The organism is Ruegeria sp. BJ3 (genome assembly GCF_056535665.1).
The window spans coordinates 15,688-31,347 of record NZ_JBQFIT010000001.1 but is presented as its reverse complement, the minus strand read 5'-3'; the positions used below and the strand labels follow the sequence as shown (position 1 = coordinate 31,347).

The 15,660-nt window shown below is 59.6% G+C and carries 15 protein-coding genes and 3 pseudogenes; 8 read left to right on the top strand and 10 right to left on the bottom strand.

Annotated features, from left to right (window positions below; genetic code table 11):
• Positions 1–5 precede the first annotated feature (5 nt).
• Together ACR3EL_RS00160 and hrcA are read right to left on the bottom strand one after the other, a co-directional pair.
• Complete coding sequence (locus tag ACR3EL_RS00160; RefSeq protein WP_093963902.1) at positions 6–569, bottom strand: nucleotide exchange factor GrpE; 564 nt, start codon at positions 567–569, stop codon at positions 6–8.
• A 10-nt stretch (positions 570–579) separates the two neighbouring features.
• Positions 580–1,644 (bottom strand): heat-inducible transcriptional repressor HrcA, encoded by a 1,065-nt coding sequence (hrcA, locus tag ACR3EL_RS00155; protein ID WP_093963901.1) that lies wholly within the window; start codon positions 1,642–1,644, stop codon positions 580–582.
• A gap of 113 nt (positions 1,645–1,757) precedes the next feature.
• Between hrcA and rph the strand changes: the two genes are divergently transcribed.
• From rph to ACR3EL_RS00135, 4 genes are read left to right on the top strand one after another with little or no spacing between them, the layout of a single operon-like run.
• Positions 1,758–2,471: a ribonuclease PH gene (gene rph, locus ACR3EL_RS00150; protein WP_005979825.1), complete on the top strand. Its 714-nt coding sequence runs from the start codon at positions 1,758–1,760 to the stop codon at positions 2,469–2,471.
• Positions 2,468–3,082: an RdgB/HAM1 family non-canonical purine NTP pyrophosphatase gene (rdgB, locus tag ACR3EL_RS00145; protein WP_093963900.1), complete on the top strand. Its 615-nt coding sequence runs from the start codon at positions 2,468–2,470 to the stop codon at positions 3,080–3,082. The genes rph and rdgB overlap by 4 nt, the downstream gene beginning before the upstream one ends.
• A complete protein-coding gene (hemW, locus tag ACR3EL_RS00140; RefSeq protein WP_480719938.1) occupies positions 3,072–4,226 on the top strand; it encodes a radical SAM family heme chaperone HemW in 1,155 nt (384 codons plus the stop codon). The genes rdgB and hemW overlap by 11 nt, the downstream gene beginning before the upstream one ends.
• Before the next feature lie 2 nt (positions 4,227–4,228).
• A complete protein-coding gene (locus ACR3EL_RS00135; RefSeq protein WP_093963898.1) occupies positions 4,229–4,582 on the top strand; it encodes a YbaN family protein in 354 nt (117 codons plus the stop codon).
• On the opposite strand, the gene ACR3EL_RS00130 is transcribed toward ACR3EL_RS00135, so the two are convergent.
• From ACR3EL_RS00130 to ACR3EL_RS00100, 7 genes and pseudogenes are all read right to left on the bottom strand, one after another.
• A complete protein-coding gene (locus ACR3EL_RS00130; RefSeq protein ID WP_170340687.1) occupies positions 4,572–5,468 on the bottom strand; it encodes a ParB/RepB/Spo0J family partition protein in 897 nt (298 codons plus the stop codon). The two genes, ACR3EL_RS00135 and ACR3EL_RS00130, sit on opposite strands and share 11 nt — an antisense overlap.
• A 20-nt stretch (positions 5,469–5,488) precedes the next feature.
• Positions 5,489–6,291 (bottom strand): annotated as a pseudogene (locus ACR3EL_RS00125) (ParA family protein).
• A complete protein-coding gene (gene rsmG, locus ACR3EL_RS00120) occupies positions 6,284–6,907 on the bottom strand; it encodes a 16S rRNA (guanine(527)-N(7))-methyltransferase RsmG (protein WP_170340683.1) in 624 nt (207 codons plus the stop codon). The pseudogene ACR3EL_RS00125 and the gene rsmG overlap by 8 nt, the downstream one beginning before the upstream one ends.
• Positions 6,904–8,780, bottom strand: a pseudogene (mnmG, locus tag ACR3EL_RS00115) (tRNA uridine-5-carboxymethylaminomethyl(34) synthesis enzyme MnmG). The gene rsmG and the pseudogene mnmG overlap by 4 nt, the downstream one beginning before the upstream one ends.
• 3 nt (positions 8,781–8,783) lie before the next feature.
• Positions 8,784–10,069: pseudogene (mnmE, locus tag ACR3EL_RS00110) on the bottom strand (tRNA uridine-5-carboxymethylaminomethyl(34) synthesis GTPase MnmE).
• A gap of 31 nt (positions 10,070–10,100) precedes the next feature.
• Positions 10,101–11,372, bottom strand: a complete 1,272-nt coding sequence (gene rho / locus ACR3EL_RS00105) for a transcription termination factor Rho (RefSeq protein ID WP_093963893.1) — start codon at positions 11,370–11,372, stop codon at positions 10,101–10,103.
• Between the two features lie 133 nt (positions 11,373–11,505).
• Positions 11,506–11,955 (bottom strand): CopD family protein, encoded by a 450-nt coding sequence (locus ACR3EL_RS00100; protein ID WP_149774104.1) that lies wholly within the window; start codon positions 11,953–11,955, stop codon positions 11,506–11,508.
• A gap of 403 nt (positions 11,956–12,358) precedes the next feature.
• Between ACR3EL_RS00100 and ACR3EL_RS00095 the strand changes: the two genes are divergently transcribed.
• From ACR3EL_RS00095 to dnaQ, 4 genes are read left to right on the top strand one after another with little or no spacing between them, the layout of a single operon-like run.
• The gene (locus ACR3EL_RS00095; protein WP_480719934.1) at positions 12,359–12,958 is read left to right on the top strand and encodes a Maf family protein; all 600 of its coding nucleotides are present in this window, start codon (positions 12,359–12,361) and stop codon (positions 12,956–12,958) included.
• On the top strand, positions 12,955–13,788 hold the full coding sequence (locus ACR3EL_RS00090) for a shikimate dehydrogenase (RefSeq protein ID WP_480719932.1): 834 nt from the start codon (positions 12,955–12,957) through the stop codon (positions 13,786–13,788). Before ACR3EL_RS00095 ends, ACR3EL_RS00090 begins: the two co-directional genes overlap by 4 nt.
• Entirely contained in the window at positions 13,785–14,378 is a 594-nt protein-coding gene (coaE, locus tag ACR3EL_RS00085; RefSeq protein ID WP_170340675.1) for a dephospho-CoA kinase, read from the top strand. Before ACR3EL_RS00090 ends, coaE begins: the two co-directional genes overlap by 4 nt.
• Entirely contained in the window at positions 14,371–15,093 is a 723-nt protein-coding gene (dnaQ, locus tag ACR3EL_RS00080) for a DNA polymerase III subunit epsilon (protein ID WP_170340672.1), read from the top strand. Before coaE ends, dnaQ begins: the two co-directional genes overlap by 8 nt.
• A gap of 25 nt (positions 15,094–15,118) precedes the next feature.
• On the opposite strand, the gene secB is transcribed toward dnaQ, so the two are convergent.
• Positions 15,119–15,619 carry a protein-export chaperone SecB gene (secB, locus tag ACR3EL_RS00075; RefSeq protein WP_170340670.1) on the bottom strand — a complete coding sequence of 167 codons (501 nt, stop codon included), beginning with the start codon at positions 15,617–15,619 and terminating at the stop codon, positions 15,119–15,121.
• Between the last annotated feature and the right edge of the window lie 41 nt (positions 15,620–15,660).

Sequence of the window (15,660 nt, the reverse complement as noted above, 5' to 3'; positions counted from 1 at the left end):
GCCCGTCAGCTGGCCGGGGTCGAGCTGACCCCCACCTGCGCCGGACGCAGCAGGCGGTCATGCAGCATGAAACCTTCGGCCGAGACCTGGATGATCTCGCCCGCCTTGGTGCCCGGCACCGGGGCTTCGAACATGGCTTCGTGCAGGTTCGGGTCGAACTTGTCGCCAACCTCGGGTGTGATGACCTCGATCCCGTGTTTCTGGAATACGTCCTTCAACACGCGCATGGTCAGCTCGACACCTTCGATCAGGCCGGCTGCGACCTCTTTCTGCTCGTCCGTAGCCGCCTCGAGCGCTCGTTTCATGTTGTCGTAGACCGGCAGCATGTCGCGCGCCAGTTTGGACCCACCATACTGTTCGGCCTCGCGGCGGGCCCTGTCGCCACGCTTGCGTGCGTTTTCCGCATCCGCGAGGGCGCGCATGAACTTGTCGCGCAACTCGTCGCGCTCGGCCTTCAGGGCATCCAGTTCCAGCGCTTCTTCGCTGATCTCGGCCATCTCCTCGGCCAGTTCTTCCGCCTCGGCAGTTGCAATGTCGTCCAGAAAGTCTTCGTTCTTCGGCTCTGCCATCTTTTACCCTCTAGCTCCGATCGGAAATCAGCTTCCCAACCAGTTGCGCCGTGTAGTCCACGATCGGCACGATCCGCCCATAGTTCAGACGGGTCGGCCCGATCACGCCAACGGCGCCGATTATCTTTCGATCAGCGTTCATATAAGGAGACACCACCAAAGAGGAACCCGAAAGTGAGAAAAGTTTGTTCTCGGAACCGATAAAAATGCGCACACCTTCGCCTTCCTCGGTCAATTCGAGGAATTCGGCAATGTCACGCTTGCGTTCCAGATCGTCAAACAAGACCCGGATTCGCTCCAGCTCCTCTTCTTGACCGGTTTCGCCCAGCAGATTCGCCCGCCCGCGCACGATCAGACGCGCCGAGTCCGACGCCTCACCCTCCCAGGCCGCAAGGCCGCTTTCCACAAGCTCGCGGGCCAGCACGTCGATCTCTTGCCTGCGCGCTGCGATTTCGGTCTGGATCATCCGGCGCACATCAGACAGTTTCCGTCCCTCGATCAGGGCGTTCAGGAAATTGGCGGCCTCACGCATTGAACTGGGCGTCTGACCCGGAGGTGGCGTGAACAGCCGGTTCTCCACATGGCCATCTGCGAAAACCAAAACCACCAGGGCCCGGTCATGACCCAGGGAAACGAACTCGATATGCTTGATTTCGGATTCGTGCTTGGGTGTCAGCACCAGCGACGCGCCATGCGTGACGTTCGACAAGGCAGCCCCGACGCGATCCAGCATACCGCTGACATCACCGGAATTGCTGCCCAGTGTTTCATCCAGCTTCTTGCGGTCGTCCTCGCCCAGGTCGCCAACTTCAAGCAGGCCGTCGACGAACATGCGCAACCCGACCTGTGTGGGCACCCGGCCGGCGCTGACATGCGGACTGCCCAAAAGGCCCAGAAATTCGAGATCCTGCATGACATTGCGAACCGTTGCCGCACTGACTTTTTCGCTGAGCGACCGGCTGAGGGTGCGGCTGCCGACAGGCTCACCGCTTTCCAGATAGCTTTCGACGATCAGGCGAAACACTTCCCGCGACCGGTCGTTCAACTCGTCCAGAATTTTGCTCGCTTCACTCATCGGTGGTTCCCTTGCTGGGTGGCCATTAAATAGCTGCCAACAGAAAGGTCAATCGGGGTTGCATCGCTGCCATGCCGGGCGTTATCCCCAAGCCAGCAGACAAAGGATATCTCATGCGACCCTCTGGACGAGATTTAAGCGAAATGCGCCCGGTTTCAATCGAGACCGGGTTTACCAAACACGCCGAAGGTTCCTGCCTGATCAAGATCGGCGACACCCATGTTCTGTGCACTGCCACGATCGAGGATCGTGTGCCGCCTTTCATCAAGGGGTCAGGCCTGGGCTGGGTCACCGCCGAATACGGCATGCTACCCCGCGCGACGAACACCCGGATGCGGCGCGAGGCCGCCAGCGGCAAACAGGGTGGCCGGACCGTCGAGATCCAGCGTCTGATCGGCCGCGCCCTGCGCGCCGGGGTCGACCGCGTCGCCTTGGGCGAACGCCAGATCACCGTCGATTGTGACGTGCTGCAGGCCGATGGCGGCACCCGCTGCGCCTCGATCACCGGCGGCTGGGTCGCGCTGCGGCTGGCGGTGAACAAGCTGATGAAGGCCGGCGACGTGATCACGGACCCGCTGGTCGATCCGGTCGCCGCCGTATCGTGCGGCATCTATGCCGGCCAGCCCGTTCTGGACCTGGACTATCCCGAAGACAGCGAGGCCGGCGTTGACGGAAACTTCATCATGACCGGCTCGGGCAAGCTGATCGAGGTGCAGATGAGCGCCGAAGGTTCGGTCTTCAGCCGCGCGCAGATGGATCAGCTGATGGAACTGGCAGAAAAAGGCGTGTCCGAGCTGGTGGCCGCGCAAAAGGCCGCCACCGCATGACCCGCCGGTTCGAAGGTGATCGGCTGCTGGTGGCCACGCACAACAAAGGCAAGCTCGAGGAGATGGCCCATCTGCTCGAGCCCTTTGGCGTGACCGTCGTGGGCGCGGCCGAGATGAACCTGCCCGAACCCGAAGAGACCGAGGACACGTTCGTCGGCAACGCGCGCATCAAGGCCCACGCGGCCGCACAGGCCACTGGCCTGCCGGCCCTGTCCGACGATTCCGGAATCACCATCGATGCGCTGGATGGCGCGCCGGGCGTGTACACCGCCGACTGGGCCGAAACCGGAAATGGTCGCGATTTCCTGATGGCCATGACTCGCGCCCACACCGAGCTTGAGGCGCGCAACGCTCCGCATCCACGCACCGCTCAGTTCCGCTGTACGTTGGTTCTGGCCTGGCCCGACGGCCATGACGAGGTGTTCGAGGGCGTCGCACCCGGTCATCTGGTCTGGCCGATCCGTGGCAAGGACGGGTTCGGCTATGATCCGATGTTCGTCCCTGATGGATTCGACATTACCTTTGCCGAGATGGATCGCTGGGAAAAGAACAAGATCAGCCATCGTGGTCGCGCGGTGGAACTGTTCGTGAAAGGCTGCTTTGGCGGATGATTGGCGCAACGGGGGCTTTGGCCTGTACGTGCATTGGCCCTTTTGCGAGGCCAAGTGCCCCTATTGCGATTTCAACAGCCATGTTTCCAGAAGTATTGATCAAAAACAATGGCTTGATGCCTATCTGTCCGAGCTGAAGCGCTCGGCCGCCGAAACCCCCGACCGGGTTCTGAACACGATCTTCTTCGGCGGCGGCACCCCATCGCTGATGGCGCCCGAAACCGTCGCCGCCGTGATCGACACCGCCCGCAGCCTTTGGCGGCCCGCCAATGATATGGAAATCACGCTCGAGGCCAATCCCGGCTCGGTCGAGGCCGGACGGTTCGCCGCCTATCGCGATGCGGGCGTGAACCGGGTTTCGATGGGAATTCAGGCGATGAATGCCGAAGATTTGCGGCGGCTGGGTCGCATCCACAGCGTGGCCGAGGCCCGCGCCGCCTTCGACATTGCCCGCACCTGTTTCGACCGGGTCAGCTTTGACCTGATCTATGCCCGCCAGTACCAGACGCTTGAGGCCTGGCGCGCTGAGCTGACCGAGGCGCTGTCGATGGCGATCGACCATCTGTCGCTGTACCAGCTGACTATCGAGACCGGCACCGCATTCGGCGACCGCTATTCTGTCGGCAAGCTGCGCGGCCTGCCCGAGGACGACAGCGCCGCCGACATGTATCTGGCCACGCAAGAGATCTGCGAAGCCCACGGCATGCCCGCCTACGAGGTGTCGAACCACGCCGTCCCCGGGGCCGAGTCGCGGCACAACCTGATCTATTGGCGCTATGGCGATTATGTCGGCATCGGACCGGGCGCCCATGGGCGGATCACGTTGGATGGCCAGCGGATCGCAACCGAAACCCATTTGGCACCGACCGCATGGCTGAATGCCGCCACGCAAGGAAATGGCGAAAAGCTGCGGACCCCGCTGACCGCCGAAGAACAAGCGAATGAATACCTCATGATGTGTCTTCGCTTGACTGAGGGTCTAGATATGGACCGCTTCAATCGCCTGTCCGGGCACCCTTTGCCTCAACCCAAACTGGACTATCTGCAAGACATCGGAATGATCACCCAAGACGGCCCCCGCGTTTCCGCCACTGCTGACGGCCGCGCGGTTCTCAATGCGGTGATCCGTGAGTTGCTGGATTAGTCATGCACTATTTGTGGGCCACATTGGGATTGCTCTGCGTCGCGTTGGCCATGATCGGTGTTGCCCTGCCCCTGCTGCCCACCGTTCCGTTCCTACTGTTGGCCGCCTTCTGTTTCGCGCGCTCTTCTTCCCGGCTGCACAACTGGCTGATGTCTCACCGAACCTTCGGCCCGTTGATCCTTGATTGGCAAACCTCGGGCGCTATCCGGCCAGCCGCAAAAAAGGCGGCGACCCTGTCGGTTGCCGCCGTCTTTGGTTTGTCGGTTTTGGTCTCTGTGCCCAGCCATGTCCTGATTATTCAGGCCGTGACCTTGGGCGCGGTGATGATCTTTATCTGGTCACGCCCTAACGGCTGAGCTTGGCACACAGATCATCCAGTTGATCCAGGTTTTCATAGGTCAACACCACCTGCCCGGTCTCGGTTCCGGGCTTGTGGTTGATGACCACCTTCATCGCCAGAATCGCAGAAAGGTCTTTTTCCAAAGCCCGCGTATCCGCGTCCTTACCTGCATTGAGGTCCCGCGACCGCGGTGCGGGACGATCCTTGTCGCCCTGTTGTTGCTTCTTGACCAGCGCCTCGGTCGCGCGGACTGACAAGCCGTCTTTCACGACAATTTTCGCCAGTTCGGACGGATTATCCGCCGTGATAAGGGCGCGCGCGTGTCCGGCCGAAATTTTACCTTCAATAACAAGGGCTTGAACGTCACTTGGCAGTGAAAGCAGCCTCAGAAGGTTGGCAATATGGCTGCGGCTCTTACCCAGGGCTTCGGCCAGCTTTTCCTGGGTGTGACCGAACCGATCCATCAACTGCTTGTAGCCAGCGGCCTCCTCCACTGCGTTTAGATCAGCGCGCTGGATATTCTCGATGATGGCGACTTCAAGTACTTCGGTGTCGTCAAATTCGCGCACGACGACCGGAATGTCGTGCAACTGTGCCATCTGCGCGGCGCGCCAGCGGCGCTCACCCGCGACGATTTCATATTCGCCGCCGCCGACCGGGCGAACGATCAGGGGCTGGATGATCCCTTTCTCTTTGACCGAGGCAGCAAGCTCGTCCAGTTGATCCTGTGAAAATGTGCGGCGCGGCTGATTCGGGTTTGCCCGCAGCTTCTCGATCGGAACCTTCATGTCTGGCCGACGTGGTTCAGCTGTGACCCGGCCTTCAGGATCCTGTGATACATCCGCCATCAAGGCGGACAAGCCGCGCCCCAATCCGCGAGGTTTTCCTTTTCTGGCGCTCACTTCGCCCTCCTGACAGCCGCTCAGGCAGCCACTTTTTTGTTCTTTTGCATGATTTCGCGTGCCAGATGCCGGTACGCCATCGCCCCCAGAGACCCCGAGTCATATTGAAGGACCGGAAGTGCAAATGACGGCGCTTCGCTGACCCGGACATTTCTGGGTATCTTGGTTTTAAATACCATCTCTCCCAGATTGTCACGCGCATCCTTTTCGACCTGCCGGGACAAGTTGTTGCGGTTGTCATACATGGTCAACACAATACCTTCGATTCTGAGGTCTGGATCGCAGACTGGCGAACCTCTCGAATCGTCAGCATCAGTTGCGACAGGCCTTCCAGCGCAAAGAACTCGCTTTGCAACGGAACCAACACCGAGTGCGCCGCCACCATCGCGTTGACTGTCAGCAGATTGAGGGACGGCGGGCAGTCGATCAGAACGAAATCAAAACCGAACTTGTCGATCGCCGGTTGCCTGAGCGCGTCGTGCAGCAAGTAGCTGCGTTTTTCATTCGAGATCAGCTCAATATCGGCCGAGCTGAGGTCAACCGTGGCCGGAACGATACTGAGGTTTTCGATTTCGGTTTCCTGCACGACGGCCTCCAAGGGCGCCTCGTCCAGGATCAAATCATACGTGGTCCAATCACGATCCTCGACCCCAAGCCCGGTGGACGCATTTCCCTGCGGGTCCAGATCCACGACCAGAACCTTGCATCCTGCCTCGGCCAAACCCGCCGCCAGATTGATTGCTGTCGTAGTCTTGCCGACCCCACCCTTCTGATTGGCAACCGCCATGATACGAGGTCCTGCAGGGCGCGACAGATCAACCACGTGAGACTCCTTTGATCTTCAGGATGACAGCTTGGGGGTCAGTTAAACTATTAGCCGGCTCCGTGGTAAAACTCCATTCCCGTTGTGCCGCGTCGATTTCTTTTTTCCAGGTGGCGCCTTTGGGAAACACGGCCACTCCATCTTCCTTTAAATGCCTGTCACAAAATGACAATAAGGTCGTCAGGTCCGCGAGCGCCCTTGCGGACAGGACATCAGCGCCCAAGGGATCCACAACCTCGATCCGCTTTGAAATCACCGAGCAGTTGGCCTTGGTTTCTCGAATGACGGTCCGCAAAAACGCCGATTTTCTCTGATCGCTCTCAACCAGGGTAAATTCCGTCTCGGGCGATGTTTCAGAGGCCAGTATCGCGCAGACCAGCCCGGGAAATCCGCCACCGCTACCCAGATCGACCCAGTGATTCTTTGGCTCAACCAAATGAAAGACCTGGATCGAGTCCTTTACGTGCCGCGACCAAACCTCAGGCAGAGTGCTGCGCGAAACCAAGTTTATCTTCGGATTCCACTTTCGCAGTAGATTGACAAAGATTGACAGCTTTTCGAATGTTTCACGTGAAACATTCAAGCCATCGGGCGAAGCGCACGAGTCGCCGTTCATGCCTTTTTTGCTCTCTGACTGCTTCTGAGTTTCGCCAGTACCAAGGTCAAAGCAGCAGGTGTAACACCCTCCACGCGGCTCGCTTGGGCAATGTTTGCTGGTCGCGCGGTTGACAGCTTCTGCTTCAACTCATTCGAAAGGCCTGTGAGCGAGGAATAGTCAAAATCCGCAGGTATGGCATGGGTTTCGTCGCGCTTCATGGCTTCGACATCTCGTTGTTGCCGAGCTATGTAGTTGGTGTATAGCGCGTCCCTTTCGATCTGCCGACGGGTGTCTTGGTCGACATCCTCCAGCTGCTGGATCAGCGGCACAAGGTCCTCGAAGCACACGTTCGGAAAAGCCAAGATTGCCATTCCGTCCCTGCGGTTACCATCCTGATTCACTTCGATGCCAGCTGCGCGAATTTCCTTGGGGGTATAAGTCCTTTCGGTTAGTACTGACTTCGCAGCGCCCAGCTTTTCCATTTTTGTTTCAAAAGCCAGGCGGCGATGATCCGATATACACCCAATTTCCAGGCCTTGCGGCGTAAGGCGTTGATCCGCATTGTCGGCGCGTAAGGACAGACGGAACTCGGCGCGCGAGGTGAACATCCGATAAGGTTCCGCTACGCCCCGTGTGGTCAGATCGTCGATCATGACACCAATATAGCTATTGGCTCGGGTAAAATGAATTACGTCTCGCCCCTGAACTTCCAGCGCCGCATTCAGGCCCGCGACCAGACCCTGAGCGGCCGCTTCCTCATACCCTGTGGTTCCGTTGATCTGCCCCGCAAGATATAGTCCTGGGATCTCCGGCAAGGCCAAGGACGCGTTCAACGCACGTGGGTCCACATAGTCGTATTCGATAGCATAACCCGGCTGCAGGATCTCTGCAGCCTCAAGGCCTTTGATGGATCGGACATACTCAACTTGTACATCCTGAGGCAGCGAAGTCGAAATCCCGTTTGGATACACCGTGTGGTCATTAACCCCTTCAGGCTCCAGGAAAATCTGGTGGGAGTCCTTGTCCGCAAACCGAACAATCTTGTCTTCGATCGAAGGGCAGTAGCGCGGGCCAACGCCTTCGATATGACCACCATACATGGCCGAGCGCTTCAGGTTTTTCTCGATGATGTCATGGGTGCGGCTGTTGGTATGGGTGATCCCGCACGCGATCTGAGGCGCTTCTACCGCCTTCGACAGGAAAGAAAACAAGGTGGGATCGGCATCCCCTTCCTGGCGCTCCAGACCACTCCAGTCAATTGTACGCCCATCCAGACGCGGCGGGGTTCCGGTCTTCAAACGGCCCATCGGAAGGTCATAACTGTCAAGACGTTCGGCCAACCTGACCGAGGGCCGGTCACCCATGCGTCCGCCAGGGCGTTGGGCATCGCCGATATGAATCACCCCCCGAAGGAACGTACCTGACGTCAGAATCACCGCCTTCGCAGGAATCTCCGAACCATCGCCCAGCACAACCCCGGCAACACGCTTTCCGTCCATCCGAAAATCAACGACTTCGCCGGTCACGACGGTCAGGTTTTGACGCTTCCGCGTTTCCGCCTGCATGGCGGCCCGGTACAATGCCCGGTCAGCCTGAGCGCGTGGCCCCTGAACGGCCGGCCCCTTGCGGCGGTTGAGCAGGCGAAACTGGATACCTGCCCGGTCTGCGACCCGCCCCATAACGCCGTCCAGCGCGTCGATCTCACGAACCAGATGACCCTTGCCCAGCCCTCCAATTGCCGGGTTGCAGGACATGACGCCGATATCCGTCTCGGACAGCGTGACCAGCGCCGTATTCGCGCCCATTCTCGCGGCGGCATGAGCCGCCTCTGCCCCCGCATGCCCCGCTCCGATAACGACGACGTCAAACCCGAATGTTTCACGTGAAACACTCCTCACTTACCCAAACAAAAGCTGGCGAATATTTCGTCCAGAAGATTTTCCACATCTACTCGACCGACCAAAGACCCCAACGCGCGGATGGCGGTCCGCAGCTCTTCTGCTGCAATATCGTACAGGTCCGGGCCGGAATCCAGAACCCTGAGTGCTTCGGAGAGAGCGGCCGAGGATTTCAGCATTGCAACACGGTGGCGTTCCCGGGTGGCAATACCAGAACTTGCGGTTCTGTCTCTCAAAACTACCGATATGTTGTGAATCAGGCGATCGATTCCTCGACCTGTCTTCCCGACACGCCTTCTGTCCCATCTAAACGAAGGTCGGACTTCGGCAGAACCTGGATGTCGCCGGATTGCATATCGATTCCCAAAGCTTTCGGGTCCTCGGTCAGAAATACGCGAAGGTCGGCATTTTCCGCCCGCTTTCTAGCCAGAGCGATCCCAAGACCCTCTACGTGATCCTCGGTTTCGCGCAACCCGGCCGTATCTAACAGCGTGACCGGCAGACCTGCCAAGTCCATCCGCACCTCGATAATATCGCGGGTGGTGCCTGCATATTCCGAAGTAATTGCCGCCTCTCGGCCCGCAAGCGCATTCAGCAAGGTCGACTTGCCCGCGTTCGGTGGGCCGACGATAGCCACTTCAAAGCCGGAGCGAATTCGCTCGGCAATCCTCACGCCCTTCGCCTCCCGCTCTAGATCCGCCATGACAGCAGTTACAAGCGATCGGACCTCGGGTGACACATCCGTTGGCACGTCTTCATCTGCAAAATCGATGACGGCCTCCAGCAACGAGGCCGCCCGGATCAAATCCCGCCGCCACCGTTCCGCCAGGTCGCCCAATTCGCCGGCGAGGATTGTCTGGGCCTGCTTGCGCTGTGCCTCGGTCTCTGCGTCGATCAGATCGGCCAGGCCTTCGACCTGGGCAAGGTCCATCTTCCCATTTTCAAGAGCTCGCCGGGTGAACTCACCCGGTTCAGCCAGTCGCAGATCCGGCATTTCGGACAGGACACGAAGAACCGCGTTGACCGAAGCCGTGCTGCCATGGATCTGCAACTCGGCCACATCTTCGCCGGTAAAGCTGGACGGACCGTGGAAGGTCAGGACCACCCCGTCATCCAGACGCGACCCGTCAGGTGCCCGTAACTCACGCAGGCACATGCCACGCAACGGCAAATCTCCACCCGACAGAACCTTTGCCGCGTGGTGCGACTGCGGTCCTGACAGGCGGATCACAGCAACCCCTGCCTTGCCTTGCGCGCTGGCCAAGGCGAATATCGTTTCCATTCGAAGGCCTCGCGTCGGTTACAAGACCGTATTAGGTATTCATCGAGTCGAAGAACTCGGAATTGGTCTTGGTCTGTTTCAGCTTGGACAACAGGAACTCGATCGCGTCGGTTGTGCCCATCGGGTTGAGGATACGGCGCAGAACGAAGGTTTTGGCCAGATCGCCCTTGTCGACCAGCAGGTCCTCTTTGCGGGTGCCGGACTTGAGGATGTCGATCGCCGGGAACACCCGCTTGTCTGCGATCTTGCGATCCAGAACGATCTCCGAGTTGCCGGTGCCCTTGAATTCTTCAAAGATCACTTCGTCCATCCGGCTGCCGGTGTCGATCAGCGCGGTGGCGATGATGGTCAGCGAACCGCCCTCTTCGATGTTGCGCGCTGCACCAAAGAACCGTTTGGGCCGCTGCAGTGCGTTGGCGTCCACACCACCGGTCAGAACTTTGCCGGATGACGGGACCACGGTGTTGAATGCCCTACCAAGTCTTGTGATCGAGTCGAGAAGAATAACAACATCTCGTTTATGTTCGACCAGGCGCTTGGCTTTTTCGATCACCATCTCGGACACGGCCACGTGGCGGGTCGCCGGTTCATCAAAGGTCGAAGATACCACCTCGCCCTTCACCGAGCGCTGCATGTCGGTCACCTCTTCGGGGCGCTCGTCGATCAGCAGGACGATCAGGTAGCACTCCGGATGGTTGCGCTCGATCGAGTGCGCGATGTTCTGCAGGATCACCGTTTTACCGGTCCGCGGCGGTGCCACGATCAGCGACCGCTGGCCCTTACCGATCGGCGCAACCAGGTCGATCACCCGGGCCGACTTGTCCTTGATGGTCGGGTCCTCGATCTCCATCTTCAGCCGCTCGTCCGGATACAGCGGCGTCAGGTTGTCAAAGGCGATCTTGTGTTTCGCCTTTTCCGGGTCTTCGAAGTTGATCTTGGTCACCTTCGTCAGCGCGAAATATCGCTCGTTCTCTTCGGGGGCCTTGATCTCGCCCTCGACCGTGTCGCCGGTGCGCAGTGAGTGCTGGCGGATCATCTCTGGCGAGACATAGATGTCGTCCGGGCCGGGCAAATAGTTCGCCTCGGGCGAGCGCAGAAAGCCGAAGCCGTCCTGCAGCACCTCAAGCACACCGTCGCCGCCCACGGTCCAGCCCTCATCCGCGCGTTCGCGCAGGATCTGGAACATCATCTCGCCCTTGCGCATGGTCGAGGCGTTTTCGATCTCGAGCTCTTCGGCCATGGCCAGAAGGTCTTTGGGGCTTTTGGCCTTCAGATCGGCCAGATTCAGGGATTCGGTTGTCATGATGATACGGACCTTGGCCGCAAGGGTGCGGCACAGCGTTGAATTTCAAACAGGAAGATGCTCCATCCGGACGGATGGGTTGATCCCCATAAGGCCGGTCGCCGTCCGAGTCAAACCGGTGCGGAAATAGCCCTCAGAACTTCAGAATGACCGCCAGAACGATGATGACCATCAAAACGGTCGGAACCTCGTTCATCATGCGGTACTGGCGCCCTGTGAGCGTATTGCGGCCTTCGACGAAATCCTTGCGCCGGGCCATCAGCCAGTGATGAAACCAGGTCATGCCGATCACCGCGGCGCCCTTGACCCAGGGCCAGGCCCAGTCCCACCCGACGATGCCGGGAGTGAACACCATGATGAGGCCACAGACCCAGGCCACGATCATCGCCGGTCGCATGATCACGCGCAGCAGCTTTTCTTCCATTTCAAAGAAGATCTCAGGCGCGCCGTCGACGGCTTGTGCCTTTTCGACGTGATAGACGAACAGGCGTGGCAGATAGAACAGCCCTGCCATCCACGAGATAACCGCCATGATGTGCAGCGATTTCACCCAAGGGTACAGTGTGAAGAGAAGATCGGTCATCGGGTTTCCCGGCACTGGTCGGACCCTCCCTAATAAAAAAAATAGAAAAGAGAAAGGATGATGGTTTTGTAGGGTGGGCAAAATCCGTGGATTATTGTTTTGTCCGCCAGTTTTCCCCAGGTGGATGAATAATTTCCAAAACTGGTTGATTCTGGTGATTTCAGCTTTTACATAATAAAAACAAGAAGTTAAGTTAAATACCGCGGATCTGACTTGGGGATAACTCAAGGGACATCTTTTGATGAACAGGAAATCCCAAGATCCCGAGTTATCCTTGTCCCGATCGGACAGTCTTTGAGCGACTCAGGGAAGTTTCAGGCCGAAACCGCGGGCTTGCGTGTCAACCGGAAAACCATACAAACCGTTCAAGACTAATGATCGACTTGCCCACGGGGTTTTCCACATGACTGTCCCCATCGTTCTTGCCTCGGGGTCCGAGATCCGCGCGCAGTTGCTGCGGAACGCCGGAGTGCCGTTTTCCGTCCAGGTCGCCCGCGTGGACGAGGATACCGCCAAACGCGCGCTTGTGGCCGAGGGCGCCCCGCCCCGCGACATCGCCGATGCACTGGCCGAGCTCAAGGCGCGCAAGATCAGTGAAAAGACGCCCGGGGCGATGGTTCTGGGCTGTGACCAGGTTCTGGATTTCGACGGACGTCTGCTGTCCAAGCCCGAAACGCCCGAAGAAGCGCTGTCGCAATTGAAGGCGATGCGCGGCAAGCGTCACATGCTGCTGTCGGCGGCGGTGATCTATCAGAATGGCGAACCGGTCTGGCGCCATGTCGGGCAGGTGCGGTTGCGGATGCGCGCCAGTTCGGATGCCTATCTGAAGGGCTATGTCGCGCGCAACTGGGACAGCATTCGCCACGCGGTCGGGGCCTACAAGCTGGAAGAAGAAGGTGTGCGCCTGTTCAGCAGCATTGACGGCGACTATTTTAACGTCTTGGGTATGCCCCTGCTGGAGCTGCTCAATTTTCTTGCGGTCCGAGGGGTGATCGAACAATGACCGACAACCGCATTCCACTGGCCGGAGTCATCGGACACCCGATTGCCCATTCCCGATCGCCTGCCCTGCATGGCTATTGGCTGAAGACTTATGGTTTGCCGGGGCATTATGTGCCGATGGATGTTGCACCCGCCGATCTTGAAACGGTCCTGCGCAGCTTGCCCAAAGCCGGGTTCGTCGGGGCCAATGTCACCGTTCCGCACAAAGAGGCCGCGTTGCGCCTGGCTGATCACGTGTCGGACCGTGCCTCGGTGATCGGGGCGGCGAATACGTTGGTGTTCCGGGCCGATGGCTCGATCCACGCGGACAATACCGACGGGTACGGGTTCATGCAGAACCTGCGCGCGGGCGCGCCGGATTGGGTGCCGCAGGATGGGCCGGCGGTGGTATTCGGCGCGGGCGGTGCTGCGCGGGCGGTGCTGCAGGCGCTGGCCGAGGCCGGCGTGCCCGAAATCCTGCTGACCAACCGCACGCGGTCGCGCGCCGACCACCTGAAAGAGGAATTCGGCCAGCGCATCTCCGTGGTCGATTGGGTGCAGGCCGGAAACGTGATCGAAAACGCCGAACTGGTGGTGAACACCACGTCGCTGGGTATGCAGGGTCAGCCCGAGCTGCGCGTCCCGCTGGACGGGTTGCAGCCGGGAACGGTGGTGACCGATCTGGTCTATACGCCATTGAAGACCCACCTTCTGGAACAGGCCGAGGCTGCGGGCTGCACGGTCGTCGACGGGCTGGGCATGTTGCTGCATCAGGCGGTGCCCGGGTTCGAGCGGTGGTTCGGCCTGCGCCCCGAGGTTACGGAAGAAACCCGCGCAGCGGTTCTGGCATGAGTTTCTCTCTGGGTCTGACCGGGTCGATCGGAATGGGCAAAAGCACCACCGCCGACCTGTTCGCACAGGAAGGCTGCGCCGTGTGGGATGCAGACGCCGCCGTGCATCGGCTGTATGCGGAAGGCGGCGCGGCGGTCGTGCCGATCCGCGCGGCATTTCCCGACGCGATCGAGGATGGGGCCGTCAGCCGTGACGCCCTGAAACGGATCATCAGCGCCGATCCGACCGCGTTGAAACGGATCGAATCCATCGTCCACCCGCTGGTGGCCCAAGATCGGGAAGCGTTTCGACAGGCGGCCAAGTCGGACATCCTTGTCTTTGATATTCCTCTGCTTTTCGAAACTGGCGGCGAGGCGCAGATGGATGCGGTGGCTTGTGTGTCAATTCCCCCAGACGAGCAGAAGCGCCGCGTCATGGCGCGGGGCACGATGACCGAGGCGCAGTTCGAGCAGATCCGCGCCAAGCAGATGCCGAATGACGAAAAATGCGCGCGGTCGGAGTTCGTGATCGTCACCGACACTCTGGACCATGCCCGCGCACAGGTGCAGGATGTGGTCAGGCAGATCAGGGCAGGATTGGCAGATGCGTGAAATCGTACTGGATACGGAAACCACCGGATTCGATCCCGAAAGCGGCGACCGGATCGTCGAGATCGGGGCTATCGAGCTGTGGAACCACGTCGCCACGGGCGAGACCTATCACGTCTACATCAACCCCGAACGCTCGATGCCGGCCGAGGCCTTCGGCGTGCACGGCATCGGCCCTGACCTGCTGGAGCCGCCGCAACCTGCCGAACCGGGCCAGATCACCCTGAAGGACAAACCTGTCTTTGCGAAGGTCGGGCAGGCCTTCCGCGATTTCGTGGGGGATGCACGGCTGGTGATCCACAACGCTTCATTCGACATGAAGTTCCTCAATGCCGAGTTGGGATGGATGGGCCTGCCCCCGATTCCGATGGAGCAGGCGCTGGACACGCTGGCGATCGCGCGCAAGCGGTTTCCCGGCTCGCCCGCCTCGCTGGATGCGCTGTGCCGGCGGTTCAACATCGACAATTCGAACCGGGTTCTGCACGGTGCGTTGCTCGACTCGGAAATCCTGGCAGAAGTCTATCTGGAGCTGATCGGCGGACGCCAACCAGATTTTGGCCTGTCTTCGGCGTCTGCCGAAAGCTCAACCGGTGGCGACATTTGGCGCCCCGGTCCACGGCCCAGCCCACTGCAGCCCCGGATTACCGAGGATGAGCGTGCTGCGCATGATGCATTTGTCGAAAAGCTGGGCGAAAACGCCCTGTGGTCCCGCACCTGACCCGGGTCAGATGCGGGTTGCCTGATTACGCTTCGGCCTTGTCGGACGCCTCGGCCTGACGGCGCATCAACTCGTTGCGGTACAGACCGACGAAATCGATGTTGTCCAGGTTGACCGGCGGGTAGCCACCGTCGCGGGTGATGTCGCTGACGATGCGGCGCAGATAAGGGAACAGCATCCGCGGGCATTCGATCATCAGGAACGGGTGCAACTGATCATTCGGCACGCCTTCCACGTGGAACAGGCCGCAATAATCGATCTCGCACAGGAACAGGATGTCCTCCAGACCCTTGGCCTTGGACTTGAGGTTCAGCTTGATCGACACCTCGTATTGGTGGTCGGCCGAGCGTTTTTTCGCATCCAGGTTCACCTGGACCGAGATCTCGGGCTGCACGTCGCCCGAGACGCCTTTTTGCGCCATCACGTTTTCAAAGGACATGTCCCGGATGAACTGTCCCAGAATGCGCATCTGGATTTGGGGGGCTGCCTGGGGCTGGGTTGTGCCGGCGGCGGTTTCTTCGGTCATGGATCCGCTCCAAAATTTAAATTCGCCACTGCTTATCAAGT